The organism is Polyangium spumosum, from assembly GCF_009649845.1.
Classification (GTDB): domain Bacteria; phylum Myxococcota_A; class Polyangia; order Polyangiales; family Polyangiaceae; genus Polyangium; species Polyangium spumosum.
Window position 1 is genome coordinate 422,111 of sequence record NZ_WJIE01000005.1, and the last position, 25,168, is coordinate 447,278.

The 25,168-nt window shown below is 70.9% G+C and carries 15 protein-coding genes; 5 read left to right on the plus strand and 10 right to left on the minus strand.

Features of this window, described 5'->3' with window-relative positions:
* Positions 1 to 67 precede the first annotated feature (67 nt).
* On the minus strand, positions 68 to 1,951 hold the full coding sequence (locus GF068_RS19160) for an OmpA family protein (protein WP_153820852.1): 1,884 nt from the start codon (positions 1,949 to 1,951) through the stop codon (positions 68 to 70).
* Positions 1,952 to 2,106: 155 nt separating this feature from the next.
* Between GF068_RS19160 and GF068_RS19165 the strand changes: the two genes are divergently transcribed.
* From GF068_RS19165 to GF068_RS19175, 3 genes are all read left to right on the plus strand, one after another.
* Entirely contained in the window at positions 2,107 to 3,237 is a 1,131-nt protein-coding gene (locus GF068_RS19165) for a hypothetical protein (RefSeq protein WP_153820853.1), read from the plus strand.
* Between the two features lie 198 nt (positions 3,238 to 3,435).
* Entirely contained in the window at positions 3,436 to 5,028 is a 1,593-nt protein-coding gene (locus GF068_RS19170) for a zinc-ribbon domain-containing protein (RefSeq protein ID WP_153820854.1), read from the plus strand.
* A 56-nt stretch (positions 5,029 to 5,084) separates the two neighbouring features.
* The gene (locus GF068_RS19175; protein ID WP_153820855.1) at positions 5,085 to 6,278 is read left to right on the plus strand and encodes a DUF4384 domain-containing protein; all 1,194 of its coding nucleotides are present in this window, start codon (positions 5,085 to 5,087) and stop codon (positions 6,276 to 6,278) included.
* Positions 6,279 to 6,294: 16 nt separating this feature from the next.
* Here GF068_RS19175 and GF068_RS19180 read toward each other — a convergent pair whose 3' ends face one another.
* From GF068_RS19180 to GF068_RS19200, 5 genes are all read right to left on the minus strand, one after another.
* Entirely contained in the window at positions 6,295 to 9,615 is a 3,321-nt protein-coding gene (locus GF068_RS19180; RefSeq protein WP_153820856.1) for an AAA family ATPase, read from the minus strand.
* 61 nt (positions 9,616 to 9,676) lie between these two features.
* The gene (locus GF068_RS19185; protein ID WP_153820857.1) at positions 9,677 to 10,780 is read right to left on the minus strand and encodes a UDP-N-acetylmuramate dehydrogenase; all 1,104 of its coding nucleotides are present in this window, start codon (positions 10,778 to 10,780) and stop codon (positions 9,677 to 9,679) included.
* A gap of 56 nt (positions 10,781 to 10,836) precedes the next feature.
* A complete protein-coding gene (locus GF068_RS19190; RefSeq protein ID WP_153820858.1) occupies positions 10,837 to 14,640 on the minus strand; it encodes a hypothetical protein in 3,804 nt (1,267 codons plus the stop codon).
* Positions 14,641 to 14,694: 54 nt separating this feature from the next.
* Positions 14,695 to 15,009, minus strand: a complete 315-nt coding sequence (locus GF068_RS19195) for an Mpo1-like protein (RefSeq protein ID WP_153820859.1) — start codon at positions 15,007 to 15,009, stop codon at positions 14,695 to 14,697.
* Between the two features lie 16 nt (positions 15,010 to 15,025).
* Complete coding sequence (locus GF068_RS19200; RefSeq protein WP_153820860.1) at positions 15,026 to 16,660, minus strand: tetratricopeptide repeat protein; 1,635 nt, start codon at positions 16,658 to 16,660, stop codon at positions 15,026 to 15,028.
* 222 nt (positions 16,661 to 16,882) lie between these two features.
* On the opposite strand from GF068_RS19200, the gene GF068_RS19205 reads away from it, so the two are divergent.
* A complete protein-coding gene (locus GF068_RS19205; protein WP_153820861.1) occupies positions 16,883 to 17,866 on the plus strand; it encodes a WD40/YVTN/BNR-like repeat-containing protein in 984 nt (327 codons plus the stop codon).
* Between the two features lie 5 nt (positions 17,867 to 17,871).
* Positions 17,872 to 18,471, plus strand: coding sequence for a Uma2 family endonuclease (locus GF068_RS19210; protein WP_240807110.1), 600 nt, complete (start codon positions 17,872 to 17,874; stop codon positions 18,469 to 18,471).
* 3 nt (positions 18,472 to 18,474) lie between these two features.
* Here the strand turns inward: GF068_RS19210 and GF068_RS19215 are convergent, their stop codons facing one another.
* From GF068_RS19215 to GF068_RS19225, 4 genes are all read right to left on the minus strand, one after another.
* A complete protein-coding gene (locus GF068_RS19215) occupies positions 18,475 to 19,236 on the minus strand; it encodes a hypothetical protein (protein WP_153820863.1) in 762 nt (253 codons plus the stop codon).
* Between the two features lie 328 nt (positions 19,237 to 19,564).
* On the minus strand, positions 19,565 to 20,893 hold the full coding sequence (locus GF068_RS19220) for a tetratricopeptide repeat protein (RefSeq protein ID WP_170319567.1): 1,329 nt from the start codon (positions 20,891 to 20,893) through the stop codon (positions 19,565 to 19,567).
* A gap of 229 nt (positions 20,894 to 21,122) precedes the next feature.
* Positions 21,123 to 22,454, minus strand: a complete 1,332-nt coding sequence (locus GF068_RS43655; protein ID WP_170319568.1) for a hypothetical protein — start codon at positions 22,452 to 22,454, stop codon at positions 21,123 to 21,125.
* 56 nt (positions 22,455 to 22,510) lie between these two features.
* Positions 22,511 to 25,132: a CehA/McbA family metallohydrolase gene (locus tag GF068_RS19225; protein WP_153820865.1), complete on the minus strand. Its 2,622-nt coding sequence runs from the start codon at positions 25,130 to 25,132 to the stop codon at positions 22,511 to 22,513.
* Between the last annotated feature and the right edge of the window lie 36 nt (positions 25,133 to 25,168).

The window sequence follows — 25,168 nt, forward strand, 5'->3', positions numbered from 1 at the left end:
GGATACCCCCAAAGCGCGGAGGAGGCGCGCAGCAGCTCGGGGGAGGCGTCGCTGCCGCCGACCGCCTTCAAGGCGGCGGCGGGTTGATGCCCTTCGAACGCGCCTTCTCGCAGCCGAGCTCGACGCCCGTCGGGCCCGCGTCCGTGCGGAGGATCTTGAACTCGACGCGGCGGTTCTTCTCCCAGGCGACGGCGTTGTTCTTCGGATCGACGGGGCAGTAGGGGCCGTAGCCCATGGCGCGCACGCGGCTCGCGGCGACGCCGCGCTCGACGAGCGCCTTCACCACCGACTCGGCGCGGGCCTGCGTGAGCTTGACGTTGGCGAACTCCGAGCCGCGCACGTCGGCGTGCCCCTGCACCTCGAGCAGCTTCAGGCTCGGGTTGCCCTTCAGCGTCGCGGCGACCGCGTCCACGATCGGCAAGGATTGCGGGAGGATCTCGGCGCTGCCCGTCTTGAAGAGGATCTTCTCCAGGATGAGGACGTTGTTGTCCTGCACGATGACGCTGCCCTTGTCGGGGCAGCCGTCCTCGTCCTCCTTGCCGTTGTACGTCTCGGGTTCGTCCGGGCACTTGTCCACGCCGTCGAGGATGCCGTCGCCGTCGTTGTCGTCCTCGGGGCAGCCGTCTTCGTCCTTGAAGCCGTCCTTGTCCTCCGGCGTGTTGATGCACTGATCCTTCACGTCGGGGACGCCGTCCTTGTCGTTGTCCTCCTCGGGGCAGCCGTCCGTGTCCTCGAAGCCGTCCTTGTCCTCGGCGTTGTCCGGGCAGCCGTCCTCGGCGTCGAGGATGCCGTCGCCGTCACGATCACCGCTGCGGACCTGGACGGGCTCCTCGACCGGGTCGTCCTCGGGGCAGCCGTCGGTGTCCTCGTCGCCGTCCTTGTCCTCGGGGTCGTCCGGGCACTGGTCGACGTCGTCGGGGATGCCGTCCTTGTCGCGGTCCTCCTCGAAGGGCTCGAAGACGAACGCGAGCATGCCGCGCTGCGAGGCGGACTGAAAGCCGGGCAAGTAGCCGACGCCGCCCGCGATGGAGAGGTACGAGTTTTTCTGGATGAAGATCTTGAAGCCGCCGAGGACCTCGGCGCTGAGGCGCTGCTTCGCGTCCGAGGCGCCGCCGAGGAGGTAACTCGCGTAGGTCTCGGCCGTGATGTCGAACTTGTCGCCGATACGCACGCTCGCCGCGAAGCCGCCGGTGCCGAGGTCTCCGTACTGGAAGACGCCCGATTTCAACTGCGCGAGCCCGGCCTGATCGAGGCCGAAGGTCGCGTTCGCGCCGGTATGGCCGCGGTAGCCGGCGTTCAAGCCGAGGCGCACGACGTTCGTCTTGCCGAGCTGCTTCTCGACGACGAGCTGGGGCCAGTAGAAGAAGCCGGGATCGGCGCCGAAGTTGCGCTGCCCGCCGACGCCGTAACCACCCTGCACGAGCAACGCGAGGCCGATGGGGCCGGTGGGATCGAGCAGCCGGAGTTTTCCGTGCACGGCGACGTGGCCGAGGGCCTCGGCGGTCAAACCGTCGTCGTCGTAGTTGCCGGCGCCGCCGGGCCCGATGTCGGTGACGCTCGTGCCGTAGTTGAGGACGACGGGCGCGGTGAGGCCGAGGACGAGCCTGTCGGCGATGCCGTAGTTGAAGCTGAACGTGCCCTGCAAGGCGTGGTCGACGAGGTAGTCGGCGCCGTGGCCGGGCGCGAGCGCGAGCAGGTTCCGGCCGTAGTCGAGCACGAGGCCGAAGCTGATGGCGTTGCCAGGTAGGACGGTGGCGCCGTTGACCGAGAAGAAGCCACGCGAGTCGACCGCGGGCCGGAAGAGGTGCAGGTCCGCCCCTTCGCCGTTCGAGGCGGGGATACGGTCGGTGTTCTGCGCGAACGCGGGGCGGGCGCCGAGCAGCGCCACGAGCGCCACGAGCGTCGCGGCAGGGCGGCGGCGCAGGCCGGAGAGCAAGCCAAGGGTCGTCATGACACGGACCTCGTCAGCGATTCGGGTGGATCGATTTCGCTGGAACCTTTGGAAAAGCCGTATCACCAGCGCAAAACAACTGCAAAAGGATCGCAAGGTCGAGACGAGGCGCTCCGTCCACGTTCCTCCCGGTTGATCTGCTACCGTGCTCGGCCGTGCGCTGCCCCGGCTCCTTCGCACGTGGTTCGGTCGCGGTCCTCGCCTTCACGACGGCGACGGCCTTCGCGGCGAGCACGAGCGCCGAGGGCAAACCGACGCTGAGCGGGTCGTGGTCGGCGAGCCCGGTGTCGGAGAGCTTTTCGTTCGGCAACTGGGTCGACGCCTGCGGGCCGAAGCCACGCGGGCAAGGCGGAGGCGGCGGGTCGGTGCAGATCCGCGAGCAGGGCGGCGAGCTCTCGATCGTGGGCGCAGGGCGCGCCTGGAGCACGGCCGAGTGCTGGGAGCAGGCGCCAGGGCTCGGGCGGGTGAGCCACTCGCAGTCGGGCGGCGGCAGGTTCTGGCGGACGCGGTGCAGCCTCTCGAACGAGAAGCAGCGCATCACCGTGACGACGACGGTGTCGGCGACGGACTCGTCGATCACGATGCAGGAGACGTCGGAGCATCAAGTCACGGCCGAAGGCGTGACGTGCACGGCGACGGCGAGCCGATCCCGATCGTTCGGGCTCGTGAAGCGCGAGGGAGAAGAGGCGGCGCCGAGCGCGTCGGCGAGCGCGTCGGCGAGCGCCGCGCCTTCGAGCCCGCCCGCCGACGCAGCCGCCTCGGGCGCGCCTTCCGCGCCACCCGCGCCGAAGGCGAGGCCGATCGGGATCACGAGCCCGAGGAAGGACGACGCGCCGATCCCCGCAGGGCCACGTGATCCCGAGGGCGCGGAGCGAGGCGACGCGGCGGCGACCGCCACGGGCGCGGTGGGCGGGCGCAAGGGGGTCGCGGACGACGTGGGCCGCGAGCGCAAGCAGACGTTCGTGGCGATCGTGATCGGCCTCGCCTTCGTCCTGGGCTTCGCGGGCCTCGTGCTCCTGCGGCGCGGACGAAGGCCGGCGGAGGCGGCGAGCTTCGCGGAAGAAGAGGAAGCCTTCGCGGAAGGCGACGCGGCGGCAGAAGCGGAAGCCGAGGCGGACGCGGAGATGCCGGCCGCGGCCCCCGAGGTCCAAGCCGCGGCACGAACGTCCCCCACGGCGGCGGCGGCGGCGGCCAGGAAGGTCTGCCCGACGTGCGGGGAGCGCTACGGCGCCGAGGACCAGTTCTGTGGGGCAGACGGCACGACGCTCGTGCCGCTGAACCGCTGACGCCCGTCCTGTAGATCCGGCCGAGTTGCTCGCACGTCGGACGAGCGTCTGTAGGTAGCTTGATCGCGCTCGTGCGAAACCGTTATGCTTTGTGTCGGCGTACGGAGAGGCCGGTAACGACCGGACCCGAGGTCCTCGGCGAGAGAGCAAGACGATCGTTCGTGCACGTGCGCGAGACCCGGAAGGGCAGCTTTCCCCATGAAGATTACGTGTCAGTCGTGCCAGGCGAAGTACACGATCGCCGACGAAAAAGTCGTCGGTAAGACCGTCAAGATCAAGTGCAAGAAGTGCGGCTCGGCCATCGTCGTCAACGCGAACGAGGCCGGCGCCGAGGCACACGGCCACGGCGGCGGTGGCTACGAGGACGACGATGACGGGGCGACCCGCGTGTTCTCGGGTGATCCCAACGCAGCCGCAGGCGGCGGAGGCGGCGACGAGTGGACGGTGAACGTCGCCGACGACGATCAACGCACGATGTCGACCGCGGCGATCGCAGCCGCGTACGCGACAGGTACGGTCACCGGTGACACGTACGTCTGGAAGGACGGCATGTCCGACTGGCTGCCGCTCTCCCAGGTCGCCGAGCTCATGGCGGCCGTGGGCGGCGGCGGTGCGGCAGCGGCGGCGGCGCCGGCCGGCGATCCGGACATGAACGCGACGCTCATGATGCCCGAGGGCGCCGGCGCAGCTCCCGCGGCCGCGCGCGCCACGGCGGCGCGCAAGACGGGCGGCCGTCAGGACCTCTTCGGCTCGCAGAAGGGCGAGCCGGAGCCTGCGGGCGCTTCGGTGCCACCTCCCGGGGGTCCGAAGGGCAGCGCGGTCGGCGAGCGCAACGAGAACTCGGTGCTCTTCTCGCTCTCGGCGCTCACCGCGGCCGAGAAGGCGGCGTCGAAGGACGAGCCGAAGAAGAAGGACAGCCGCGGCGGGCTCGACGACATCATGAACCTCGGCGGCGGCGGCCTCGGCGGGCCGATGCTCGCGCCGCCTCCGCTCATGGCGCCCGTCGTGGAGCCGCCTCCGCAGCCGATGATGGCGCAGATGCACGGCATGACGGGCACGCAGATGCCGCTGACGGGCACGCAGATGCCGCTGACGGGCACGCAGGTGCCGCAGGTGGTGATGGTGCAGGTGCCCGAGCAGAAGAAGAGCTCGGCGGGCCTGATCGTGGGCATCGCGCTCGGCGTGGTGGTCGCAGGCGCGGCGGCATTTTTCCTGCTCGGCGGGCAACAGAAGACCGAGACCACGACGACGGAGAACACGGCGACGTCGGCGACGGCCTCCGCAGCGCCCACGGCCGCGCCCACCGCGGCGCCGACGGAGACGGTGGCGGCAGCGCCCACCGCGTCGGCGAGCGCGGAGCCGGCGGCGGACACGACGAAGGCCGGCTCGAGTGGCGGCGGGCCCATCGCGAACGTGGGCGGCGGAGGGGGCCCGAGGCCGACGGCCACGGCCGCGCCCACGGCAGCCCCCGCGGCCACGCCGACGGCGGCGCCGACGGCGGCGCCCACGGCCGAGGCTGGCAAGGAGTTCAACCGCGGCGCGGCCTCGTCGGCGCTCGGCTCCGCGGCAGGCGCGGCGAGGAGCTGCAAGACGGCCGATGGACCGACGGGCACGGGCCGCGTCAAGGTGACGTTCGCGCCGAGCGGCAACGTGACCTCGGCGCAGGTGCTCGGCCCGCCCTTCGCGGGCACCTCGGTCGGCGGCTGCGTGGCCGGCGTCTTCCGCGGCGCGCGTGTCCCGCCCTTCGACGGCGCGCCCATCGCCGTCACCAAGACGTTCTCGATCAACTGAACCGAGCGCGCGGGGGGGGCTCGTCAACGCGGGCCCTTCCCCGTACCCTCGGCGGCATGTCTCAACGCCGCCGCTTCCTGCACATCGGCCTCGGCGCGCTCGCCGTGGCCGGCATCGCCGCCACCGGCGCGTCGTGCGTCGCGAAGACCCCGAACAACGTCTCGTGCGGCGACGAGGTGCGGCCTGCCATCGATTGCTCGAGCGAGATCGCCCCGGGTGACATCGGCGTCCTGAACCTCGACTCGGACAGCGCGGCGTTCGAGGACGTGGCGATCCGCCGCATCACGGCGGAGACGGAGAAGTACGTCGCGGCGCACACGCGGCTCTGCCGGGACTACAACGCGTGCGCGATCGACAAGGCGAAGTACGACGAGGAGAAGAAGGCGCTCTTGCAGCTCCTCAGCCCGATGGGCTCGATGGTCGCGGCGGTGAAGGGGGCGTCGTCGGAGGGCGAGCGGCGGGCGGCGCTCGACACGCTCTACCAGCACGCGGTGCCGGAGGCGGAGCGCAAGGAAGAGGTGACGCTCTCGCTGTCGATGGAGGCGGAGCTGCCGGCGAGCGCGGGCGGCGGGGTGCGCGTGGTGCGTCCCGACGAGCCGCTGCCGACGAACACGCGCGTCTACTTCAAGGTCGAGGTCAAGCCGCGGGCGTACGTCTACATCTTCCAGAACAACACGAGCAGCGGGCTCTCGGTGCTCTTCCCGGACGAGCGGATCGGCACGAAGAACCCGCTCGAAGGCGGCAACGCGTCGCGCATCCCGAGCGGCGATCTGCGCTTCCGCTTGAACGACAAGGACATCGGCTTCGAGGACGTGTACATCGCGGCGTCGCGCACGCCGCTGCCGAACCTGGACGAGGCGCTCGCGCGCGTGCGCGACGGCAAGGTCACGCGCATCAAGGACGACAAGCTGCTCGACGGGATGAAGCACCTGCCGGTCGAGGGGGCGGTCGCGAAGAAGGACTCGAAGTGCCGGGACGTGGGGCTCGAGCGGTGCCCACGCGTCCGCGGGCTCGAGCTCGACCTCGGCGGCGGTTCGTCGCCGCAGCCGGGGTTCAAGCCCGCGTCGTTCGTCGCGCGCACCGAGCCCGGCGATGGGCTGATCCTGAAGGTGTTCTCGTTCGAGCACACGAGCGAGGGCGTGGCGTACGAGAAGGCGGCGAAGAACTACGCGAAGCTGCCGGCGCCGAAGACGCGGGGCGTCGTGATCCTGGAGCGAACCCGCACGCGTGGCGTCGTGATCCTCGAGTAACGAAAGCTCGAGAGGGCTAGCTCGCCGCGAGCAGCTTTCGCGCCACCTCGATGAGCTTGCGCGTCGGAGGGCGCAAGGACGCTTCGGCCTGGCTCGCGGCCTCGACGGCGCTCCGGAGCCCGTCCTGCGCGCCCGGCTCCGCGCGGCGCGCCGCGCAGAGCGCGAGCCACAAGGTAGCTCGCGCTGCGTGGTCGACGTTGCCGTTCTCCAGGGCGATCACACGTGCGTTCGTCGCATCCCTGAAGGCCTGCTCTTCGTCGCCGTTCCGCTCGCAGATCTCGACACGGCGGAGGAGCGCGAGCGTCGCGCGGTAATCACGTCCCGGTAGCGTGATGTCGATGGCCTCGTCGATCGCGGCGCGCGCGCGGCCGAGCTCCTCGATGCGCAGGAGACCGTCCGCGCACACGGAGAGCGCGCCCGCGAGCATCACGAGGTCCCCGGCGGCGCGGCACGTCTCCGCGGCGCGTTGCGCGGCCTCCACGGCCCGAGCCGCGTCTCCCGTGCGAAGGTACGTCGTCGCCGTGTTCACGAGGACCTCACGCTCGAGCGTGCCGAACTTGAAGCGCTTGGCGCGCTCCGCGATGCTCTCGAAGAGCGGCAGCGCCGTCGCGAAGTCGCCGGCGTTCGATCGAGCGCACGCGAACGCGTTGTCCGCGTCGAGCTCGGCCCAGGGAGAGCCGAGCTCCCGCGCCGCGGCGCGCACGAGCTCCGTCGCGCGTTGCAGCCTCCCGACGTCGCTCGGATCGACCTCCGCCAGGAGCTCCAGGCGCATCCCGAGGGCGCGATAACGGAGCTCGAGGGGGCTCTCGGAGGCCAGCACGATCGCCTCCTCGGCGAGCGAGAGCCCGCGATGCCCACGCGAGAGCCTGGCGACGGCGAGGCGCGTCTCGATACGCAGGGTGACGTCCCCCTGCGCGTCGGCGTCGGCGACGAGGGTCGCGTCGTGATCGGCAGGCAGATGCCGCAGGATGGCCGCGATCGCGAGCGTGTGCACGCGTGCTTCGAGCCGCACGCCCATGTCCGACACGCCGTCGAGGTGAATCCTCTCGAGCCGCTCTTTCGCCTCCGCCGCGCGACCGGCGCGAAACAAGGCGTCGACCACGTGGAGCTCCGCGCGCGCGCGCTCGGCGCCTCTCGAGATCTGCGCGAGCCTCTCGCCGAGCTCCATCGCGCGTTCGAACTCGCCGCCCGCGAGCGCCTTCTCCACGGCGCTGCCGTACCAGCGCGCGGCCTCCTCGCGATCCCCGAGCGACTCGTAACCCGCCGCGAGGAACGCCGCGTTCTCCTCGGCGACCTCGCGCCGCCCCACGGCCTCGAGCAGGCTGCGGTGGATGCGCCGGAACCACGGCTTCTGCCGCACGTCTTCGAGCGCCGCTTGCCGGACGATCTCCTGCGCGAACCCGTAATCCTGCCGCTCGCCGCGCACGATGAGCAGCCCCGACTCGACCAGGAGCTCGAGCGCTTGCTCCACGCTCCGCGCGTTCGTCCCCGCCGCCTCCACCGCCGCGACGAGCTGCTCCACCGGCAAACCCGAGCCGTAGAGCGCCACGCACGCGAGCACGTGTTGCGCCGCGCGCTCGCCGTCCGAGCCCGGGTCGAAGAACGAGTCGAGCCGCGCGCGCAAGAGGTCCCGCACCCCCGGCACCGAGGCCTTCAGGATCGACTCGTCACGCGGTCGCCACGCCGCGTCGCGCCACACGAGCGCGCCGGTCTCGTTCCACACGAGCAGCGGCTGCACGAGGAAAAACGGCACGCCCCCCGCGCCCTCGACCACGACGCGCTCGATCTCCTTCGAGATCGGCGCGACGTTCTGCACGAGCGCCGAGGCGTGCTTCGGGCCGAGCCCGTCGAGCATGACGCGCGTCGCGCCCGCCCCGATGCCTTGCTCGACGCAGCCCACGAAGCGGCGCAAGGCGACGCTCGGGTTCGGCTCGTCGCGCACGGTCACGATCACGAAGAGCCGACCGCGTCCCTTGCGGATCGCTCGCTCCGTGAGCATGCGCAAGAGCCCGAGTGTGTGCTCGTCGGCCCACTGCGCGTCGTCCATGTCGAGCACCGTGGGCTCCTCGAGGCTCGCCTCCACGAGCGCCTCCTCGATCGCCTCGATCGACGCCTCCAGCGCGGCGCGCGTCATCGCCGCCTCGACCGAGAGCGCGCGCTCGATCGCGTCGCGCATGCGCCCGAGCCCCTTCACGCCCTCGATCGCGGTGCGCAGCGCCCGCAGCGGCGTCCTGCGCTCCACCGAGCAACGCGCGTCGATCACGCGGCCGAACCCGTACGCCGCGGCCGACGCGACGATCTCGTCGGCGAGCCGCGTCCGACCCACGCCGAACGATCCCGTCACCAGCGCGACCCGCACGCTGCCCGCCGCCGCCTCCTCCGCGGCGCGCTCGAGCGTCTTCACCGCCGCCTCCCGCCCGACGAGGCGTGGCCTGTCCGTGAGCTCCTGCGGCGCGTTCTTGTCCTCGCCCACGAGCTTGCGCACCGCGCGATCGATCGGCTGGTGCTCGCGATGCTCGCCGATCTCCGGATCCGTGCAGCGCCACGGCTTGCCCGGCGCGTGCGGCCCGTCCGCGAAGAGCAGCCGCTTGTCCACGAGCGGCAGGTACGGCGAGACCGGCATCCACGTCCCGTCGTCACGCACCACGTACGCGACGCCCGACTCGACGCCCGCGGGCAGCGCCCCCTTCGTCTTGCGCCAGACCCCGCCCCGCAGCGGCGTGCCCATGCGCGCCTCGTACGTCGGCGGATCGAGCGACACCACGCACCGGAGCGAGAGCGACAGGAGCGGCTCCGTGCTCTCGAGCAGCGCCATCAGCTTCTCCAGCGCGTTGTCGCCGGAGCCGCCGCGGTGGATGAAATCGTTGCGCGCAGAGACGAGCTCGGTCAGCGGTCGCCCCGAGGTGAAGGCGAGCATCTGCGCGAGCGCGGGATCGTACGCCTTCAAGGCGTTTCCCACGGCGCGCGTCAGCTCGCACCACATCCCGTCGGAGATCCGCGCGGCGCGCGCGAGCGCCTCCGCCACGGGCCGCGGCGCCGTCGCGCCCGAGAGCTTCGCGACGAGGGCGGCGAGGCCGAGCGAGAAGCCATAACGAACGATGCCGATCCCCAGCTCGAAGAGCCGCTTGCGCACGCCGGTCGCGTCGCCCTCGGCCCGCGCGATCTCCACGCCGACCGCGAGCGTGGCCACGGGCTCGGGCATCGTCGCGATACGCGCCGCGAGCTCGTCGAGCAGGTCCTCGTCGAGCGGCTTCGGCGGCCGCACGCTGCGGAAGGTGCGCGGATCCGCGCTCTCCTCGTCGGGCGGCTGGCCTTCGTCGTCCTGGGGTGCGACCACGGGCGAGAGCGTAGCGCGTAAGCACGTTCGCGGCGGGAAAACCCGCGGAAAACGCGCGGGTTCAGGTCGTTGGGTGCCCCACGAGGTCACTGACCTCTTCCGGCCGGAAGCCGAGCATCACGGGCTCCGGCACGAGCCGCACGCCGAAGCGGTCGAGCACCACGTCGCGGATGCGCCGCGCGAAGCGGAGGATGTCGTCGGCCGTCGCGCCGCCGCGGTTGACGATCGCGAGGGCGTGACGCGTGGACAGACCCACGGCGCCGTCAGCCGTGCCCTTCTTGAACCCGGCGCGCTCGATGAGCCACGCGGCCGGGAGCTTCACGCGGCCCGGGCCCGCGGGAAACTGGGGGATGCTCTCGCCGGGATCGAGCACGTTCGTGGCCTCGATCCGCGCGCGCGCCTCGGCGAAGGTCGGCTCGTCGAGCGTGGGGTTCACGAAGAACGACCCGGCGCTCCGCGCGTTCTCGTCGCCGGGCTCGACGAGCATCGACTTGCGACGACGCAGCGTGAGCACGGCCTTGCGCACGTCCACGAGCGAGGGCGCTTGCCCGGCGCCCGTCTCGCGCAGGTGCCGCTCGAGCTCCGCGTACCGCACGGCCGCCGCGCCGCCGCGCTTGAGCGAGAACGTCACGCCGACGATCACGAACCTCCCGCTCGCGCGGCGCTTGAAGACGCTGTCGCGGTAGCCGAAGCGGCAGCCGAGCCGATCGATGCCCACGGTCGCGCCGCTGCGCCGATCGATGCCGTAGACGAACGTGATCACGTCGCCCGCTTCCTGGCCGTACGCGCCGATGTTCTGGATCGGCGCCGCGCCCACGTCGCCCGGGATGCCCGAGAGGCACTCGAGCCCGGCCCAGCCTTGCTCCACGGTCATCGCGACGAGCGCGTCCCAGCCCTCGCCCGCGCCCGCGCTCAAGGTCACCCGATCCCCCTCGATCGCGTGGTTCACGCCGGAGACCGCGACGCGCAGGACGAGGCCATCGACGCCGCGGTCCGCGACGAGCACGTTCGAGCCGCCGCCGAGCACGGTGACGTCGAGCCGCTGGCTGCGCGCCCACGCGAGCGCTTCGAGCACGGCGTCCTCCGTGCGCGCCTCGACGTACCGCGCCGCCGGTCCGCCCACGCCGAGCGTGGTCCGCGGCGCGAGCGGCACGTCGAAGAGCATGCCCTCCGGCGCGCGGAGAGGCGCTTGAGGCGCCTGGGGGCGGAGGCCACGCAGGCTCAGGGCGACACCTTCACGCGCGTGCCGGCCATGAAGCCGTCGTCCACGGCGCGCACGCGCTCGACGAAGTTGTCGTAGTCGCTCGCCGCGACCGTGCCGGTCGGCAGATCGAGCACGAACGCCTCCTCGATCACGCCCGCCTCGTACGTGCCCTCGCGCGACGCGGCGAGGCCTTCGTACGCGACCTTCACCGCCGACGGCGCGCGCGCGATCGCGGCCCCCTTCGGCAGCTCGATGCGACGGCGCACGCGGTACTGCAGCGGCCTGTCGATGGTCAGCGCGCTCTCGCGGCCCGCGCGTGACGCGTAGAACGACGCGAGCGTGCTCGAGAAGCCGCGGGCGAGGTGCATGGGCTCGAGCCCCGGGAGCAGCCACGTCTTGCCGTCGCGGGTCTCGGGCTGCGAGTAGCCGAAGATCGCGATCTTCGCGCGCACCGACACCTCCCACGAGCCCTCGCTCGACCCGAGCTCCACGTCCTCGACGTCGGCCCACGGCACCCACGTGAGCACCACGTTGCGCAGCATCTCGCGCCGGTCCGTGCCGACGACCATGTCGAGCGAGTCCGCGAGCGACTGCGCCTCGCGCCCGCGCAGCGCGATCGAGAACGTGCCACGCGCGACGCCCGACGCGTCGAGCGCGAGCTTGATGTCGATCTCGTCGCCCTTCTCGCTCGCGTCGCCCTGCACCGTGACGAGGCTGCCGTCGGGCAGGATCGCGTTTCGGCCGCGCAGCTCCGGGCTCACGCGGCCCGGGGGCAAGGGCGGCCCGTCCACGTCGGCGTCGATCCAGAGCTCGCCCTCGGGCAAACGCGCGACGACGAGCGGGTAGCGGAACCGGCCCACGTGGGGCGGGAAATCCGGCGCGCCGCTGAAGGGCTCGGTCTCCGCGATCGCGAGGCGCGCGTCCACGCCGAGCTCGCGCAGCGCGCGCCACACCACGAGCGCGCGGCTGCCCTGGCCGAGCTCGAGCACCGTGCGCGCCGTCGTCTGTTGCGGGCCCGTGCCGTACATGGCCGACACGTCCGAGAGCTCGCCGCCGCCGGGCACCTTCACGCGCTTGCCGACGGCCGTGACCACGCGCTCGACGAGCGCCTTCGAGGGCGTCGTGACGCTCCCCGCGGCCTCGCGCGCGAACCGCGCCACGTACGGATCCTTGTCCTCGAGCGCGCGGACGTGGTCGTCGAGCAAGCGCCCGAGGTTCGCCCACGTCTGCGTGCCGAAGCAGATCGCCACCGACTGCTCGAGCCTCGGCACGCCGTCCTCGATGCGGCGCGGCTCCTTGTTCTCGATGCGCCAGACGCGGACCTCGTCGCCCTTGTCCGTGCGCACCTGGGGCTTGCCGAGCAAGGCGTGTGACCAGAGGCCGAGCGCGAGCGAGGCGGGGCGGCGCAGCTCGATCTCGGCCTCGCGCACACCGGTGCGCGCCGGCAAGAGATCGGGCCCGTCGACCACGATCTGCCCGCCCGCGTCCGGCACCACGAACCCTTCGAGGATCTGCTCGACGTAGTCGCCCTTCTCGAGCTCCGACAGATCGCTGTGGCTCTGCGCGGCGTGCGCGACCTGATCGGGCTCGACCACGCGGCCGTCGCGCTTGTGGATCCGGCGCCTGAGCAAGCGCTGCGCCGCGTTCGCCTCGATGGCGGGCCCGTACGAGACGGCGCCCTCCGCCACGTCCGTCGTGCCCGACACGCGCCGCAGATCGTAGACGAGGTACCGGAGCACGCCGCCCGCATCGAGGGCGTAACGCTCCACGTGCCGCAGCACCGCCGTCCCCGCGCCGGGCATCACGTTCTCCGCGCGGTCCGCCGCCACGAGGCGCGCGCCTTCGACCTCGAGCTCGCGCGCCTGATCCGGCTCGAGCGCGAGGATCCGGCGCAGGATCGGGATCGCGTACGGCGCGTCGACGGCCACGCGCTGGTCGCGCTCGAGGCGCGGACGCACGAGGTCCGATCGGTTCTTGCCGGCCGCGAAGCCCAGCGCGTCGAGCAAGCGCCGCCGCGCCGGCGGCGTCGCGTCGTAGGCCGCGATCGCCGCGTCGAGGTCCCCCGCGAGCACGTGCAGCCCCACCTCGGTTCCGCGGAACGCGTCCGGCGACGAGCGCAGGCGCCGCACGCGGCCGAGCTCCGCGAGCGCCGCGCGCGTGTCGCCCCGCTGCTGATGCGCGTACATGCACGCGAGATCCGCGCGGCTCGTCCCTCCCGAGCACGCGGCCTTCACCGCATCGGCGCCCACCCGCCCGTGCAGGTACGTGTCGACCCGCGCGAGCAGCGGTGATCCCGGCGCCGCCGTCTCCAGCGCGCGGTACGCGTCCTCCGCGACGTCGAGCATCTGCCCGCGCTTCGCCGCGGCCGCCACGTACGTGAGCGTCATCGGGTCCGTCACGGACTTCTCGGCCGCGGGTTTGTCCGCGGTCGTCCCCGGCGTCCCCGGTGAAGGAGGCCGCACGCCGAGCTCGCCGAGCGCGTCGGCGAGCCCCTCGACCACGCGCCTGCGCTCCGTCAGCGCCGCGCGCGTCACGAGCGCCTCCCACGCCTTCGGCCAAGCCGCGAGCGTCTTCTCCGTGTACGCGCGCAGCCGCTCGATCTGCTTCGAGTCCGGCAGATCGTCGGCCTTCGCCGTCGCCCGCGCCGCCAGCAAGAACACCCGCGGGCTGCTCGTCTCCGGCAGGCCGCGCTCCTCGAGGAGGTGCTCGGCGATCCGCGCCTCGCCGAGCCCGAGCAGCGCCGCCGTCGTGAGCGCGAGGGGCGCCTCGCCGCTCCGCGTCGCCGTGATCTCGATCGGCGTCGCGCTCGCGGCTTTGTTCACCGTCGCCACGTCACCCGCGCTCGGCGCGCGCAGCGGCAGGGGCAGGCCGTCGTCGCCCCACACGTCGAGCTCGATCTCGTCGCCGTCGTTCATCTGCCCGACCCGCACGACGACACGCGCGCGCCCCGCCGAGAGCTCCACGCTCCCGAGCCGCGTCACGGCCGACGACCCGGCCTCGAAGCCGCGACGGAGCACGCGTGTCCCCGCGACGTCGACCACCGCCGCCGACGTCGACGAGAGCGCGAGGTAGACCTTCTGCGCGCGCGGGTTCTCGATGTCGACCACGACCGCGCGCACGCCCGGCAGCGAGAACGTCGCGTTCGCGTCGAGCTTGCACGCGTTCGCGCGCGCCACGTACGGCGTCACCTCGGCGAAGAACGGCCGCGCCCCCGGGTACGTCGCGCCGAACGCGCCCGCCGGCGCGATCTGCGAAGGCTCGGCGAGGCCACGCAGCGCGGCGAAATCGAGCGGCGCGACCACAGCCGCCTCCCGCGCGCACCCGCGCCGCTCGCCCCACACCATCGCGGCCTGATCCTGCCCGACGTACATCGCGAGCTCGTGCAGCGCCGTCGCCAGGAGCCCTCGCATCACCGGCAACACGCCGGGATCCTCGCTCTCGGCGATCCGCTCGCCCGCCGCGCTCCACGCCGCGCGCAGCCGCTCCACCACGACGGGCATCACGTCGCGCGAGCGATACGCGACGGCCTGCTCCCCGGGCAACCCGAGCGCCTCGACCTCCCGGAACGCGAGCGCGTCGAGCGCCGCGACGACCGCGGCGAGCGCCTCGGGATCACGCCCGTTCGCGACGGCCCTGTCGATCGCGTCGAGGTACTTCGCCGACGCGAGCGGATCGACCGCTTCGGCGTCGAGCGCCTCGACGAACGACTCGGCGAGTTTTGCCCACGGCGGGGCCTTGGGCACGACGGGCGTCGGGCCACCACAAGCGGCGAGGAGGAGCGCCGCGGAGACGAGCCCGAGGCGGGCGGAATGAAGGCGCATCGGCGGGCTCCATGCTGCCTCATCCACGCGCGCTTGGCACGCGCGGCGAGGCCGTCAGGCGGCCGGAGACTCCTCGTACACGCGCAGGCCGTACTTCTCCATGCACCAGAGCAGCCCGATCACGAGGCTGCGCTTGTCGTCCACGAACGAGGGCTTTTTCCCCTCGAACGCGTGCCCCACGAACTGGAAACCCCAGCCGACGGTGAACATGGCCCCCGCGAGCGGCAGGCCGACGAGCGTCGCGCCCACGGGGAAGCTCAGCGCGATGAGGGGGATGCCGACCTTGTGACAAGCCTGGTTGCGCGGATCGCGGTGGTCGTCCTGGTACTTGTGGAGGAGCCGGGTCCACTCGGCGTTCAGGGTGATCATGTCGGGCGCGAGCCTATCACGGCCGCCCGGGGGAGCTCTTCAGTTCCCGTCGCGGCGGCGGCTGTCCCCGGCGAGATCCAGGGCTGTAGATGCGCGCCGGTGTGCCCGAGGGAGGCTCGGCGCCCGCGAGCAGCCGCGTCGCCTCCTCGCTCATCGCCGCTCCCTCGGCCGCCTCGCCGCTCGACGTCAGCGCGTCCCCGAGCCGCCAGAGCGAGTCGGCGAGCTGGTAGCGCACCTCCGCGTTCTTCCGATCCTGCGCGTAGAGCTTCCGATCGATCACCAGCGCCTCGCGGTACGCCGCCACCGCGCCGATCACGTCGCTCGCGTGCACGCACGCGTCCGCCAGCCGCTTCAGCGAGTACGACACCTCCCCGAGCGCCTCCGGCACCTCGCCGAGCGCCACGAGCACCCGACGGCGCAAGAGCAGACACTCCGAGAACGCCACCGCCGCGTCCGCCGGTTTGCCGGCCGCGAGCCGCGCGTCGCCGATCCGCTCGAGCGCGTCCGACAGCTCGAAGAGCGCGTCCGGCCCCTCGTCGCCTTGCCGCATCGCGCGGATCGCCCCGAGCGCGAGCTCCTCGAAGCGCGACGCCGCCACGTGCTCACGCCTCTCCCGCGCGATCCGCGCCGCCAGGCAATACCAGGCCGGCGGCACCTGCCCCGGCATCCGCGCCCCGTACATCGCGAGCGCCTTCTGCACGTGCACCGCCGCGCGCGACAGGTCCTCGTTCTCCGCCTCGATCTCCGCGAGCACCGCGAAGACCCGCGCCTCGTCGAGCGCGTCGCCCCGCACGCGGAGCAGGGTCGCCGCCTCGTCCGCCGCGTCCTTCGCGTCCTGCAGCCTCCCCTGCCGCAAGAACCCCTCGGCCGCGTCGACGAGCGCACGCGCGCGGATCACCTCGGCCCGCGGCGCCGAGGGCGTCGCCAGGGTCGCCGGCGCGAGCGACGCGGCCGGCATCGAGGGGGACGACGTGCGCGCCGAGTTCTCGGCTTGCCAGACCTTGAGCCGCTCCGGGCTCTGCGAGATCGCCACGAGGTCGTCTGGATCGACGGACGCGGCGCGCATCGAGCTCGTCGACGGCCGCGTGCTTCCCCGCACCGGCAGCGGCGTGCTCGGCCGCACGGACGCCGCGTTGCGGGGCGTGATCAGGTACGACAGCGCCTTCACCTGCCAGAGATCGGGCGCGGCCTTCGACACGGGGTCCACGACGCCCGGCGGCGCGGCGAGCACGATGCCTCCGAGCAGCACGCCTCGCAGCTCCTCGAAGAGCGCCTCGATCTCGATCACCGTCTGCTCCCAGGCGCGTGTCCACGGCGTCTCGGGCGCGCCTGGGGCCTCGGCGTGCAGCGCCTCGATCCAGATGAGCGTCGCGTTCGCGAGGCTGCGATCCTCGAGCATCCGCGTGGGCAGGCCGAGCAGCTCTTCCGGCGTGCTCGGCACGAACGTCACCATCACGTGGTTCTCGCTCGTCACGTGCCGCTCGATCCGCTCGCGCAGGGTGCGCAGCTCGGGCGGCACGGGGGAGAAGACGAACCCGACCCAGAACCCGATCACGTTGTCGAGGCGCTCGCGGATGAGCTCCCACGCCGCTTCGCCGCGGATGGCCGGCGCCTTCGGTGCCGGTTGTTCGTCCTGTCCCCAGCCTGCCATCGGTTCGCGGCTCCCGGAAAACCTTACCATCATCGGGGCGACATCGCCCTGTCACGCGCACGAAGCTTTACGGCCTCGGCCTGCATGCCCTACCCTACCCGTACGTTCATGGTGCGCCGAATCACTCGTTTTCTTCGTTCCGTCCCGCACGCGGGGCTTGGGGTCGTCCTTCTCGCTTGTGCTGCGTGTGGGGGTCCGCAGACGCAAACCCAGACGAAACCCGTGGCGAGCGCGAAGCCGGCGGTCACGGCTCCCGAAGAAGAGGGCCCTGCGCTGGGGCCGCTGACGCTCACGCTCCCGGACGGCGCGCCGTCGGCGTGGGTGGGGCAACGCGGCAACTACGTGGATACGCTGAGCGGCGTCTGGGGCATGGACAAGCTCGTGATCGCCGTCGGCGGCGGCGGGACGATCCTGCGCAGCGAGGACGGCGGCATCAACTGGACACGCCAGGCCTCGCCGAAGGACGCGTGGCTTCGATGCATCTGGGGCAGCGGCCCGGACGACATCTACGTCGTGGGCGGCAATGCGATCATGCACTCGACGGACGCCGGCATCACGTGGACGCCGCAAAAGGTCCCGATCACGGGGACGTTTTTCATGGCCGTATGGGGGAGCGGCCGGGACGACGTCTACGTCGTGGGCGGCGACGGGAACATCCTGAACACGACGGACGGCGGCAAGACGTGGAAGCAGGATCCGAGCGGCGTCGTCGGCACGCTCTACGACGTCTGGGGGAGCGGCGCGGACGACATATACGTGGTGGGCCAGGCGAGCCGTGACGGCGCGCCGATCGTGCTTCAATCGAAGATCGGCGGGCACCTCTGGGCGAAGCTGCCGGTGGACACGCTCGACGCGCCGCTGCGGCAGATCGCCGGCGCGACCGTCGATCACCTGTACGCGGTGAGCGCGAAGGGGACGGTGTACGAATCGAACGACCGCGCGGCGACGTGGAAATCGATCGGGAGCTTCGGCGACGAGCTGCTCGGCCTCCGGGTGGTCGGCAAGGGCGACCTCTACGTGATCGGCCGAAACCAGCAATTCCAGCACACGACCGACGGCGGCAAGAACTGGAAAGACGAGCTCGACTGGCCCCACGGCGCGGCCGCGCTGCAGGGGATCTGGGGCAAAGGCAAGACCGAGCTGTTCCTCGTCGGCGAGGGGACGCTGGAAGACGGGCAGAAGGGGAGCTTGGTGCGGAGGCGGTGACGACGATGACGGGCGCGCGTGCTACCCTCGGCAGCACCATGGGCACGGCCGAGCGGATTGTCCCGAACCAGCCAATCACCTTCGAGGAGGCGGCCCAGCTCGATCCGGACGAGCTGGCGGGCGAGATCGTCGATGGGGAGTGGGTTCCGATGACCAGGGGTACGTGGCGACACGGAGAGATCGTTGGCTCGATCTATTTCTTGCTGAAGCTGTATGCGCGTGAGCAGCCGGGCTGGAGCGTGGCCGTCGCCGACCCGGGCGTGAAGCTCGCGCGAAACCCCGATCGCCTGCGGGGCCCGGATGTCGCCATGGTGCGGACGGAGCGGGTCCCCACGGGCAAAGGCGTGGACGGCTGGCTGGAGGGCGCGCCGGATCTCGCCGTGGAAGTGGTGGGCGACAGTCAATCCATCTCGGAGATGACCAAGAAGGCGCTCGAATACCTCGCGGGCGGGTCGAAGATGGTATGGCTCGTCGATCCGGAGCCCCGCCGCGTCGTGCTCTTCACGCCCCCCAACCAGGTGAAGATCCTCGGCCCCGAGGACACGCTCGACGGCAGCGACGTGCTGCCGGGGTTCTCTTGCAAGGTCGCGGATCTGTTCGTGTGACCGTCAGCCGTTCGATCCGCTGACGGGAGCGGACTCGCTCGCGGCCGCCGCGCGCTTTCGCGGCCGCTCCTTCCATTGCGTGAGCGGCGCGAGCAGCCGCTCCGCGAGCTCCGCCGTCGCAGGTTCGCTCTCCCGTACGTACGCCGCCACGCGCAGCACGTAGCTCCGCAATGCATCGAGCGCCGCGCTCTGGGCCTTGCCCACAACGGGCGGCTCTGCCGCGGGCTTTGCCTTCGTGATGCCGAGGGCCTCGCCATAGGCCTCGTGCGCGAGGACGAGCTCGTCGAGGAAGGGTTTGCCGCCGAGCTTCTCGATGACCGGGCCGAGGGCCTTTTCCTCGATGAGGCGCATCCGGATCTCGGCCTCCTGCCATTCATCGGCCGCGCGCAGGGTGAGGAAGCCGAGGCCCTGACGGAAGAGAGCCTCGTACACGAGCTCGGCGTCGGCCACCTCGGGGTGCCTCTCCGGGGGCAATCGCTTGAACGAAAGGAGCCAGTCCGAGAGCGCGCCGAACGCATTGTCCTCGACCCGATCGGCCGAGCGGACGCCGGGCGCCGCGTCTCCCTCCCCGGCGGTGCGCCTGCCGAGCTCGATCTGGAGGATCTCGTGCGCGGCGGTGAGGTCATTGCGATCTGCGGCGAGCGAGGCCGGGAGCTTCTTTTCACGCGCCGCGGCCTCGAGGAGCTCGGCCATGAGGCGAGCGGTGGAGACGGCCGTCATGCGCGGCAATACGACGAGTGTTGCAGGCGAGAAGGAGCGGGCCATGGGAATCCTCCTCCCGGGGCGAGGCCCGGGGGACGTGGTTGGGTGAAGCGCGCGTTGGACGCTCGTGGCGGAAGATTCTTTCCGTCGGAAACGTGCGAGGGGGTTGGTGTTGCGCTGGCGATTGCGGGTGGGGCTACCCGGGGGGGTTCGCGGGGCGCAAGCGGTGGCGCTTCGGGGACCCGGTGGGGGTTGGGTGAGCGGTGGGGTTTGCGCTTTCGCGACCGGGTGGGGGTTCCGGAGGGGCAAGGCGTTGCGGTTGGGGAACCCCGGGGGGGTTCGGGAGGCGCTCGGTGTTGCGGTGAGGGAACCCCAAGGGGGTTGGGGAAGGTCAAGCCGTTGAGGGCTCGGGCGGGGTGAGGAGGGCATCGATGTCTGCGAGGATCTGCTGGGCCACCGGGAGGTCGCCGCTCCCGATCTCCTGGAGGATGTCCACCCCCTGCTGCACGAGCTGCCGACCCTTGGCAACGCGGCCGGTCGTCACCTCGAGCTGTCCGAGCATGACCAGGGAAAGGGCGAGACCGGCACGATTGCCGATCTCCTCAAGAACCCCGATCGATTCCTCCAGCAGCTTCCGCGCCTCCTCATACCGGCCCTGACGAAACTCGATGAGCGCGAGCTGATGCAACGAAGCGGCCCGCCCAGCACGATCCCCGAGCTCCTCCCTCACCCCGATCGATTCCTCCAGCAACTTCCGCGCCTCCTCGTAACGGCCCTCGCGAAACTCAATGCTCGCGAGCTGATGCAACGAGGCGGCCCGCCCCGCACGATCTCCGAGCTCCTCCCTCACTGCGATCGATTCCTCCAGCAGCTTCCGCGCCTCCTCGTAATGACCCTGTCGATACTCGATGCTCGCGAGCTGATGCAACGAGGCAGCCCGCCCCACACGATTCCCGATCTCCTCCGTCACCACGATCGATTCCTCCAGCAGCTTCCGCGCCTCCTCGTAACGGCCCTGCCGCTCCTCGATGATCGAGAGCTGATGCAATGAAGCAGCCCGCCCAGCACGATCCCCGAGTTCCTCGTTCACCTCGACGGATTCACGAAGCAGCTTCCGCGCCTCCTCGTAACGGCCCTGCCGCTCCTCGATGATCGCGAGCTGGTGAAGAGCCCACGCACGGCCGGCGCGATCGCCTCGCGCCTCATAAGCTTCACGGGCCGTCCGGAGATGCTCCCGTGCCTCCTCGTAACGGCCGTTCGCTCCTGCCAGGAACGCGTCACACATCCGTCGTCGCGGATCGGTCTCCCGCGCCTCGGGCTCGTGCATGTCGAGCTGCGCCAGCAAATCGGCGGCTTCGTCAAGCTGCCTGAAACGAATCGCCCGAATGGCCCGTCTCAGCAGATCCCCCGCTCCGACCTCGCCCACCGGGGCCGGTTCTGCCATCACGCCCGGCGCATCGATCGTCGCCAGCATCTCCCGCAGCGGCTCCGGCTTCTCCTCCCACAACCAGAAGCCGAAATCGACGAAATCAGGCGCCTTCATCTGGAGCTCGCGCCCCACCTCCGGATGCACGAGCAGGATCCACATCATCGGAAACGCCTTCACGAGTTCGTCCCGCTGCACGTTGAGCTGCGCGATGATCAAGCTCCGATGCTCTGCCTCCTCCAGCCGGTGCAAAATCAACGCCGAGGCCCCGGCCGCCTGCGCCTCCTCCAGCAAAGCCCAGAGCCGCTCCTTGCTCGGGCCGATCCAATGGAGCGCAATCGCGCGCGCACGCGGCACCTTCGCTTGCGTCCACGCGAGGAGCGCGTCTCGCTTCCAGGGCGTCGTGACCTCGACGATCGCAAGGGAAAAATCCCCCTCGACCGACCAATCCACGAACCGCCGAAAGGCCGCGCCGTCCTCCTCCCCGAGCAGCGCCTCCGGCTCGCGAAGGACCGCCGGGGGCCTATCGCTTGGCGCCGTCATCCCGGAACTCCGGTAGCTCCGCCACGAGCGGATGGACGTCGTACCAGCCCTCGCCGTTGTACTTGAAGGCGAGCCGATGGAAGAGCACGGAGAGGCTATTTTCGTCCGCCGAGAGTTGCTTCGTCTCCGCGATGTAGCGCAGCGCCGGCCACCAGCCATTGACGTTGATCTGATCCCGGATCCGCTGCTTGCGCCGGGCGATGGCCCGCTCCACGTCCGCCTCGACGATCGCCTCGCCGTTCGCGTAAAGCGCCGCCATGGAGACCAGATCCAGGAGCTCCCGAATACCACCTCCGCTCGCCGCGATCAGCCGATCCCGCACGGCCTTGCTGGGCATCATCAGGTCGAGATCGATCCGCTTTCCGAGCGCCTGCTCCAGCAAATCCCGCCCCGGTCCGTCGAACGCCCGCTCGTCGTAGACCTCCGCCGTGCGCGCCCGTAGCCGCACCGTGAAGAGGTCGAAACATACATACCGATCGTCGAGCTGCGCGGAACGGGGCTTCAAGAGGAGGCTGATCGGCGGCGTCACGACGAGATTACATCGCAAGCTGCGTATGCGATCAGCGCCGAGCACCAGAAGCTCGTCGATGATCGTGGGCGTATAACGGTCGAGGTTGTCGACCACGAGGAGCAACGAGCGCGGCGCGATGGCGGCGTTGGCCGCGTCCAGCATGTCGTTCACGCTCTGGAGCAACGTGCCGGGGTACCGCTTCAAGACCTGCTTCACCTCGGTCCGATACTCGCTCTCGTGTTTCAGGAGCGCCTTCGCCTGCGCGAAGAGGCTGCCGAGAAACGGGACCTCGACCTTGCCCTCCACACCCGCCGCGACCTCGGCGCTGTACCCTTGCGCCCACTTCGTCGTCTTCACGGCTTCCGCGAACCACGTCTCCACGCGGCCGAGCAGGTCCGCGTCGAGCGGCTTGCCGAGCCGGCGCATCTCCACCTCGACGGCCAGCGCAATGTTGAACAGGAGATCCTCGGACTCGATCTGGATCGGGTCCATTTCCACGGTGGCCTCGAGGTACACCATGTGGAACCGCTGCTCGACGTGCTTCGCGATCCGCTGGATCTCCGTGGTCTTGCCGGCGCCGCGGTGGCTCACGAAGGCGGCGTGGACGTACTGGCCCTCCTTGCAGGCGAGCAGCTTCGTCGCGAGCATCTCCGCCGCCTTGTCGCCCCGCCCCTCGGAGAGGTCGGCGTAGCGCGGATCGTCACTCGCGAGCGGCACGTCCTTGTCGCAATTGTGGATGATCTCGCGGCGCGTACGAGCGAGCACGAGCTCGGAGGAAGCAGCGGGGACGAGCGCGGACATGGCCCGCAAGCTACCACGGCGCCTCGTCCCCGCAAAAGATCAGCGCGGACGCCCGCTCAAGGCTTCAAGAAAAACGGATTCGCCACCGCGAACGGCCTCCTGCCCGGGTGCAGCGGCGCGAGGTCCCCGGCCCCCTTCGCGTGGAACAGCACCCAGTTTCTCGGCCGCGACGGGTCCAGCGTCACCGTCACCTGATTCGAATACTTCTTCGACGGCCCCGCCCATCCATCCACCGGGATCAGCGCCTCCGTCGATACCGTCTGGCCATTCACGATCGTCTCCAGCGTGTCCGCGTTCACCCAGCTCGCCGACTCGATCGTGATCGTGAACGTCGCCATCCCGCCCGCGCCGGCTTGCACCATTTGCCCGGGGCTCTCCCCGTTCGGGCCCGTCGCCGTCATGTAGAGGCCGCCGCTGATCGTCGAAGCCCCGCTCGCGATCGCGTCGCGCACCATTTCCTTCGTGAGCATCGTCGGGTCGTCGTGGCCGAATGACAGGCACGTCCGCGGGTATCCGATCGGGCTCGTCCGCAGATGGTGGCTGTCCGAGCTCCCCACCGCCCAGAACGTCATGCCCGCCTCGAGCAGCGCGAACCAGTCCGCGACCGAGTCCTTCCGGTTCGCCTCGAAATCCGAGTCGTTGAAGACCTCGATCGCGTCGAAATCGTCGCTCCAGAACCCGTCGCGCCCCTTGCCCGTCTTCCGGTCGAGCCCCGCCGCGCTGAAATACGCGCCGAATCCGCCGCCGCTCGGGTGGTTCACGATGAGCACCGGGTTCTCCGGCAGCGCGCGCACGAGCGCGAAGACGTCCTTCGGGTCCTTGCCGATCCAGTCGACCGCGCCATTGTTCGCCTTCGTCGGGTCCGGCGTCATCGGCACCACCCCGAAATGACCCCACTTGAACGTCGTCAGCTCCTCCGACGCCATACCGAACGCCCATTGCGTCAGGCCCATGTCCTGGATGAGCGGCTGGAAATCCTCCACCCACTCGTGCTCGCTCGACACCGGGATGTCGAGCCCGTCGGCGATCGCGCCCCGCACCTTCTGCACGGCGCGGTCGTTCGAGTCCGCCGAGAACTGCGAGTGAATGTGGAAATCGGCGCACATCACGCCCGCCGTGTCCACCGAATGCGCGAGGTCCACCGGGACCTCCAGCGTCTCGCCCGCCGCCACCGTCACGTCCGTCGCGACGAGCTCCCATTCGTAGCCGCGCGACACGATCACCGAATGCTGGCCCGGCGGCACCGACACCGTCGCGTCGCCGTCCATCGCGAAGACCTGATGCAATCGACCGTTCGTCTCGTCCGGCGTCCCGAAGGCCTCGGGCGAACCGGCCAGCGAATCCTGCGGCACGACCTGCACGCGCACCGGCAATGCCGCGGCCGTCGCCGCGTCCTTCGCGACCACGTGAATCGTGCCGTTCGGATCGAGCGGGATCGTCGCCGTCGCCTCGTCCGCCCCGATCCCGAAGCCCGCGTGCGGCGCAAACCCGCGCTTCTGCGGGACGAGCGTCACCGGCGCGCCCGGCGGCACGTGCACCACGAACGACCCGTCCGAGCCCGTCCGCGTCCGGCTCAAATACGCGCCCTCCGCGCTCACCGCGTGCAACCACGCGCCCGGCACGCCATTGCCTTGCGCGTCCTCGACCTTCCCCGTCACCTCGCGCCAGGGCGCCTCGCCCGTGGCGCGCCGCACCGCCTCGCGCAGCCCGTCGTAATCAGGCCCGCCCGCGATGATGTCCATCCGATCGGCCGTCTTCGCCGAGCAAGCCTCCGCCACGAACCCGGGGCCGTAGAAGAGAGAAAAACCGCTGACCGTCAGGCCATACGCGAGGTCATTGTCCGGGAAGCGGAAGGCGAAGCCGAAATCACCGCCGTCGTAACCCGCCCACGCCACGCGCCCCGAGGGCTCCTCGAAGCCGAACTCCGGCGTCACGAGCTGCGCGTTGCTGTAATGAAAGAACCCGAGGAGCTCGTCCGGATCCGGGCGGTCGGTGCCGAAATCGATCGGCTCGTTCGTCGCGTTCACCACGCCGACCCGCATCGTGACCCGCTCCTCCCCCGGCCGGAGCACGTAATCGTACGCGGCCTCGAGCTCGTAGGCCCGCGGGAACAGGTATTCGAGCGGCCCCTGCATGAACGGGATCTTCGAGAGCTTGCCCGTGACACGCACGACGGCCTCACCGCCGTCCGAGCCGTCCTTCAGGACGGTCACGCTCGTCGGATCGACCATCTCGATCGAGAGCCCCGTGAGCGTCTCGCCGTACATCGAGATGCCCGTAGGCTTGCCCTCCGCGTTCGCCTTGTCGATCGAGAGGATCTCGCCGCCGAAGCGCGCATACCCGTCGGAGAAATCCTTGTCCTCGATGAAGACGACGATCTTGTCGTTCGCGAGGACGAAATCCCCGGGCTCGATCTTCTGCCGGCCATGCCCCGGCTGCGCGATGCCCGCGAGGTCCGTGACCTTGCCGGCGCGCGCCTGCCCCGCCGCCTTGGCGCCGAACGGGTCCTTGTGCCCGTTCGGATCGCCGGGCTCGAGCTTCAAGGCCGCCGTGTCGCAGCCCGCAGGCGCGGGCGGCGGATCCTCGTCGGTGTCGCTACACGCAGCCAGGAGGGGCGCCTGGATGAGGACACACAGAAGGGCACGAAACGAAGGCGCGGCAAGCGAAGGACAACGCATGAGACCTCCTCCGAGGCGGGATGCCCGACCCCGAAT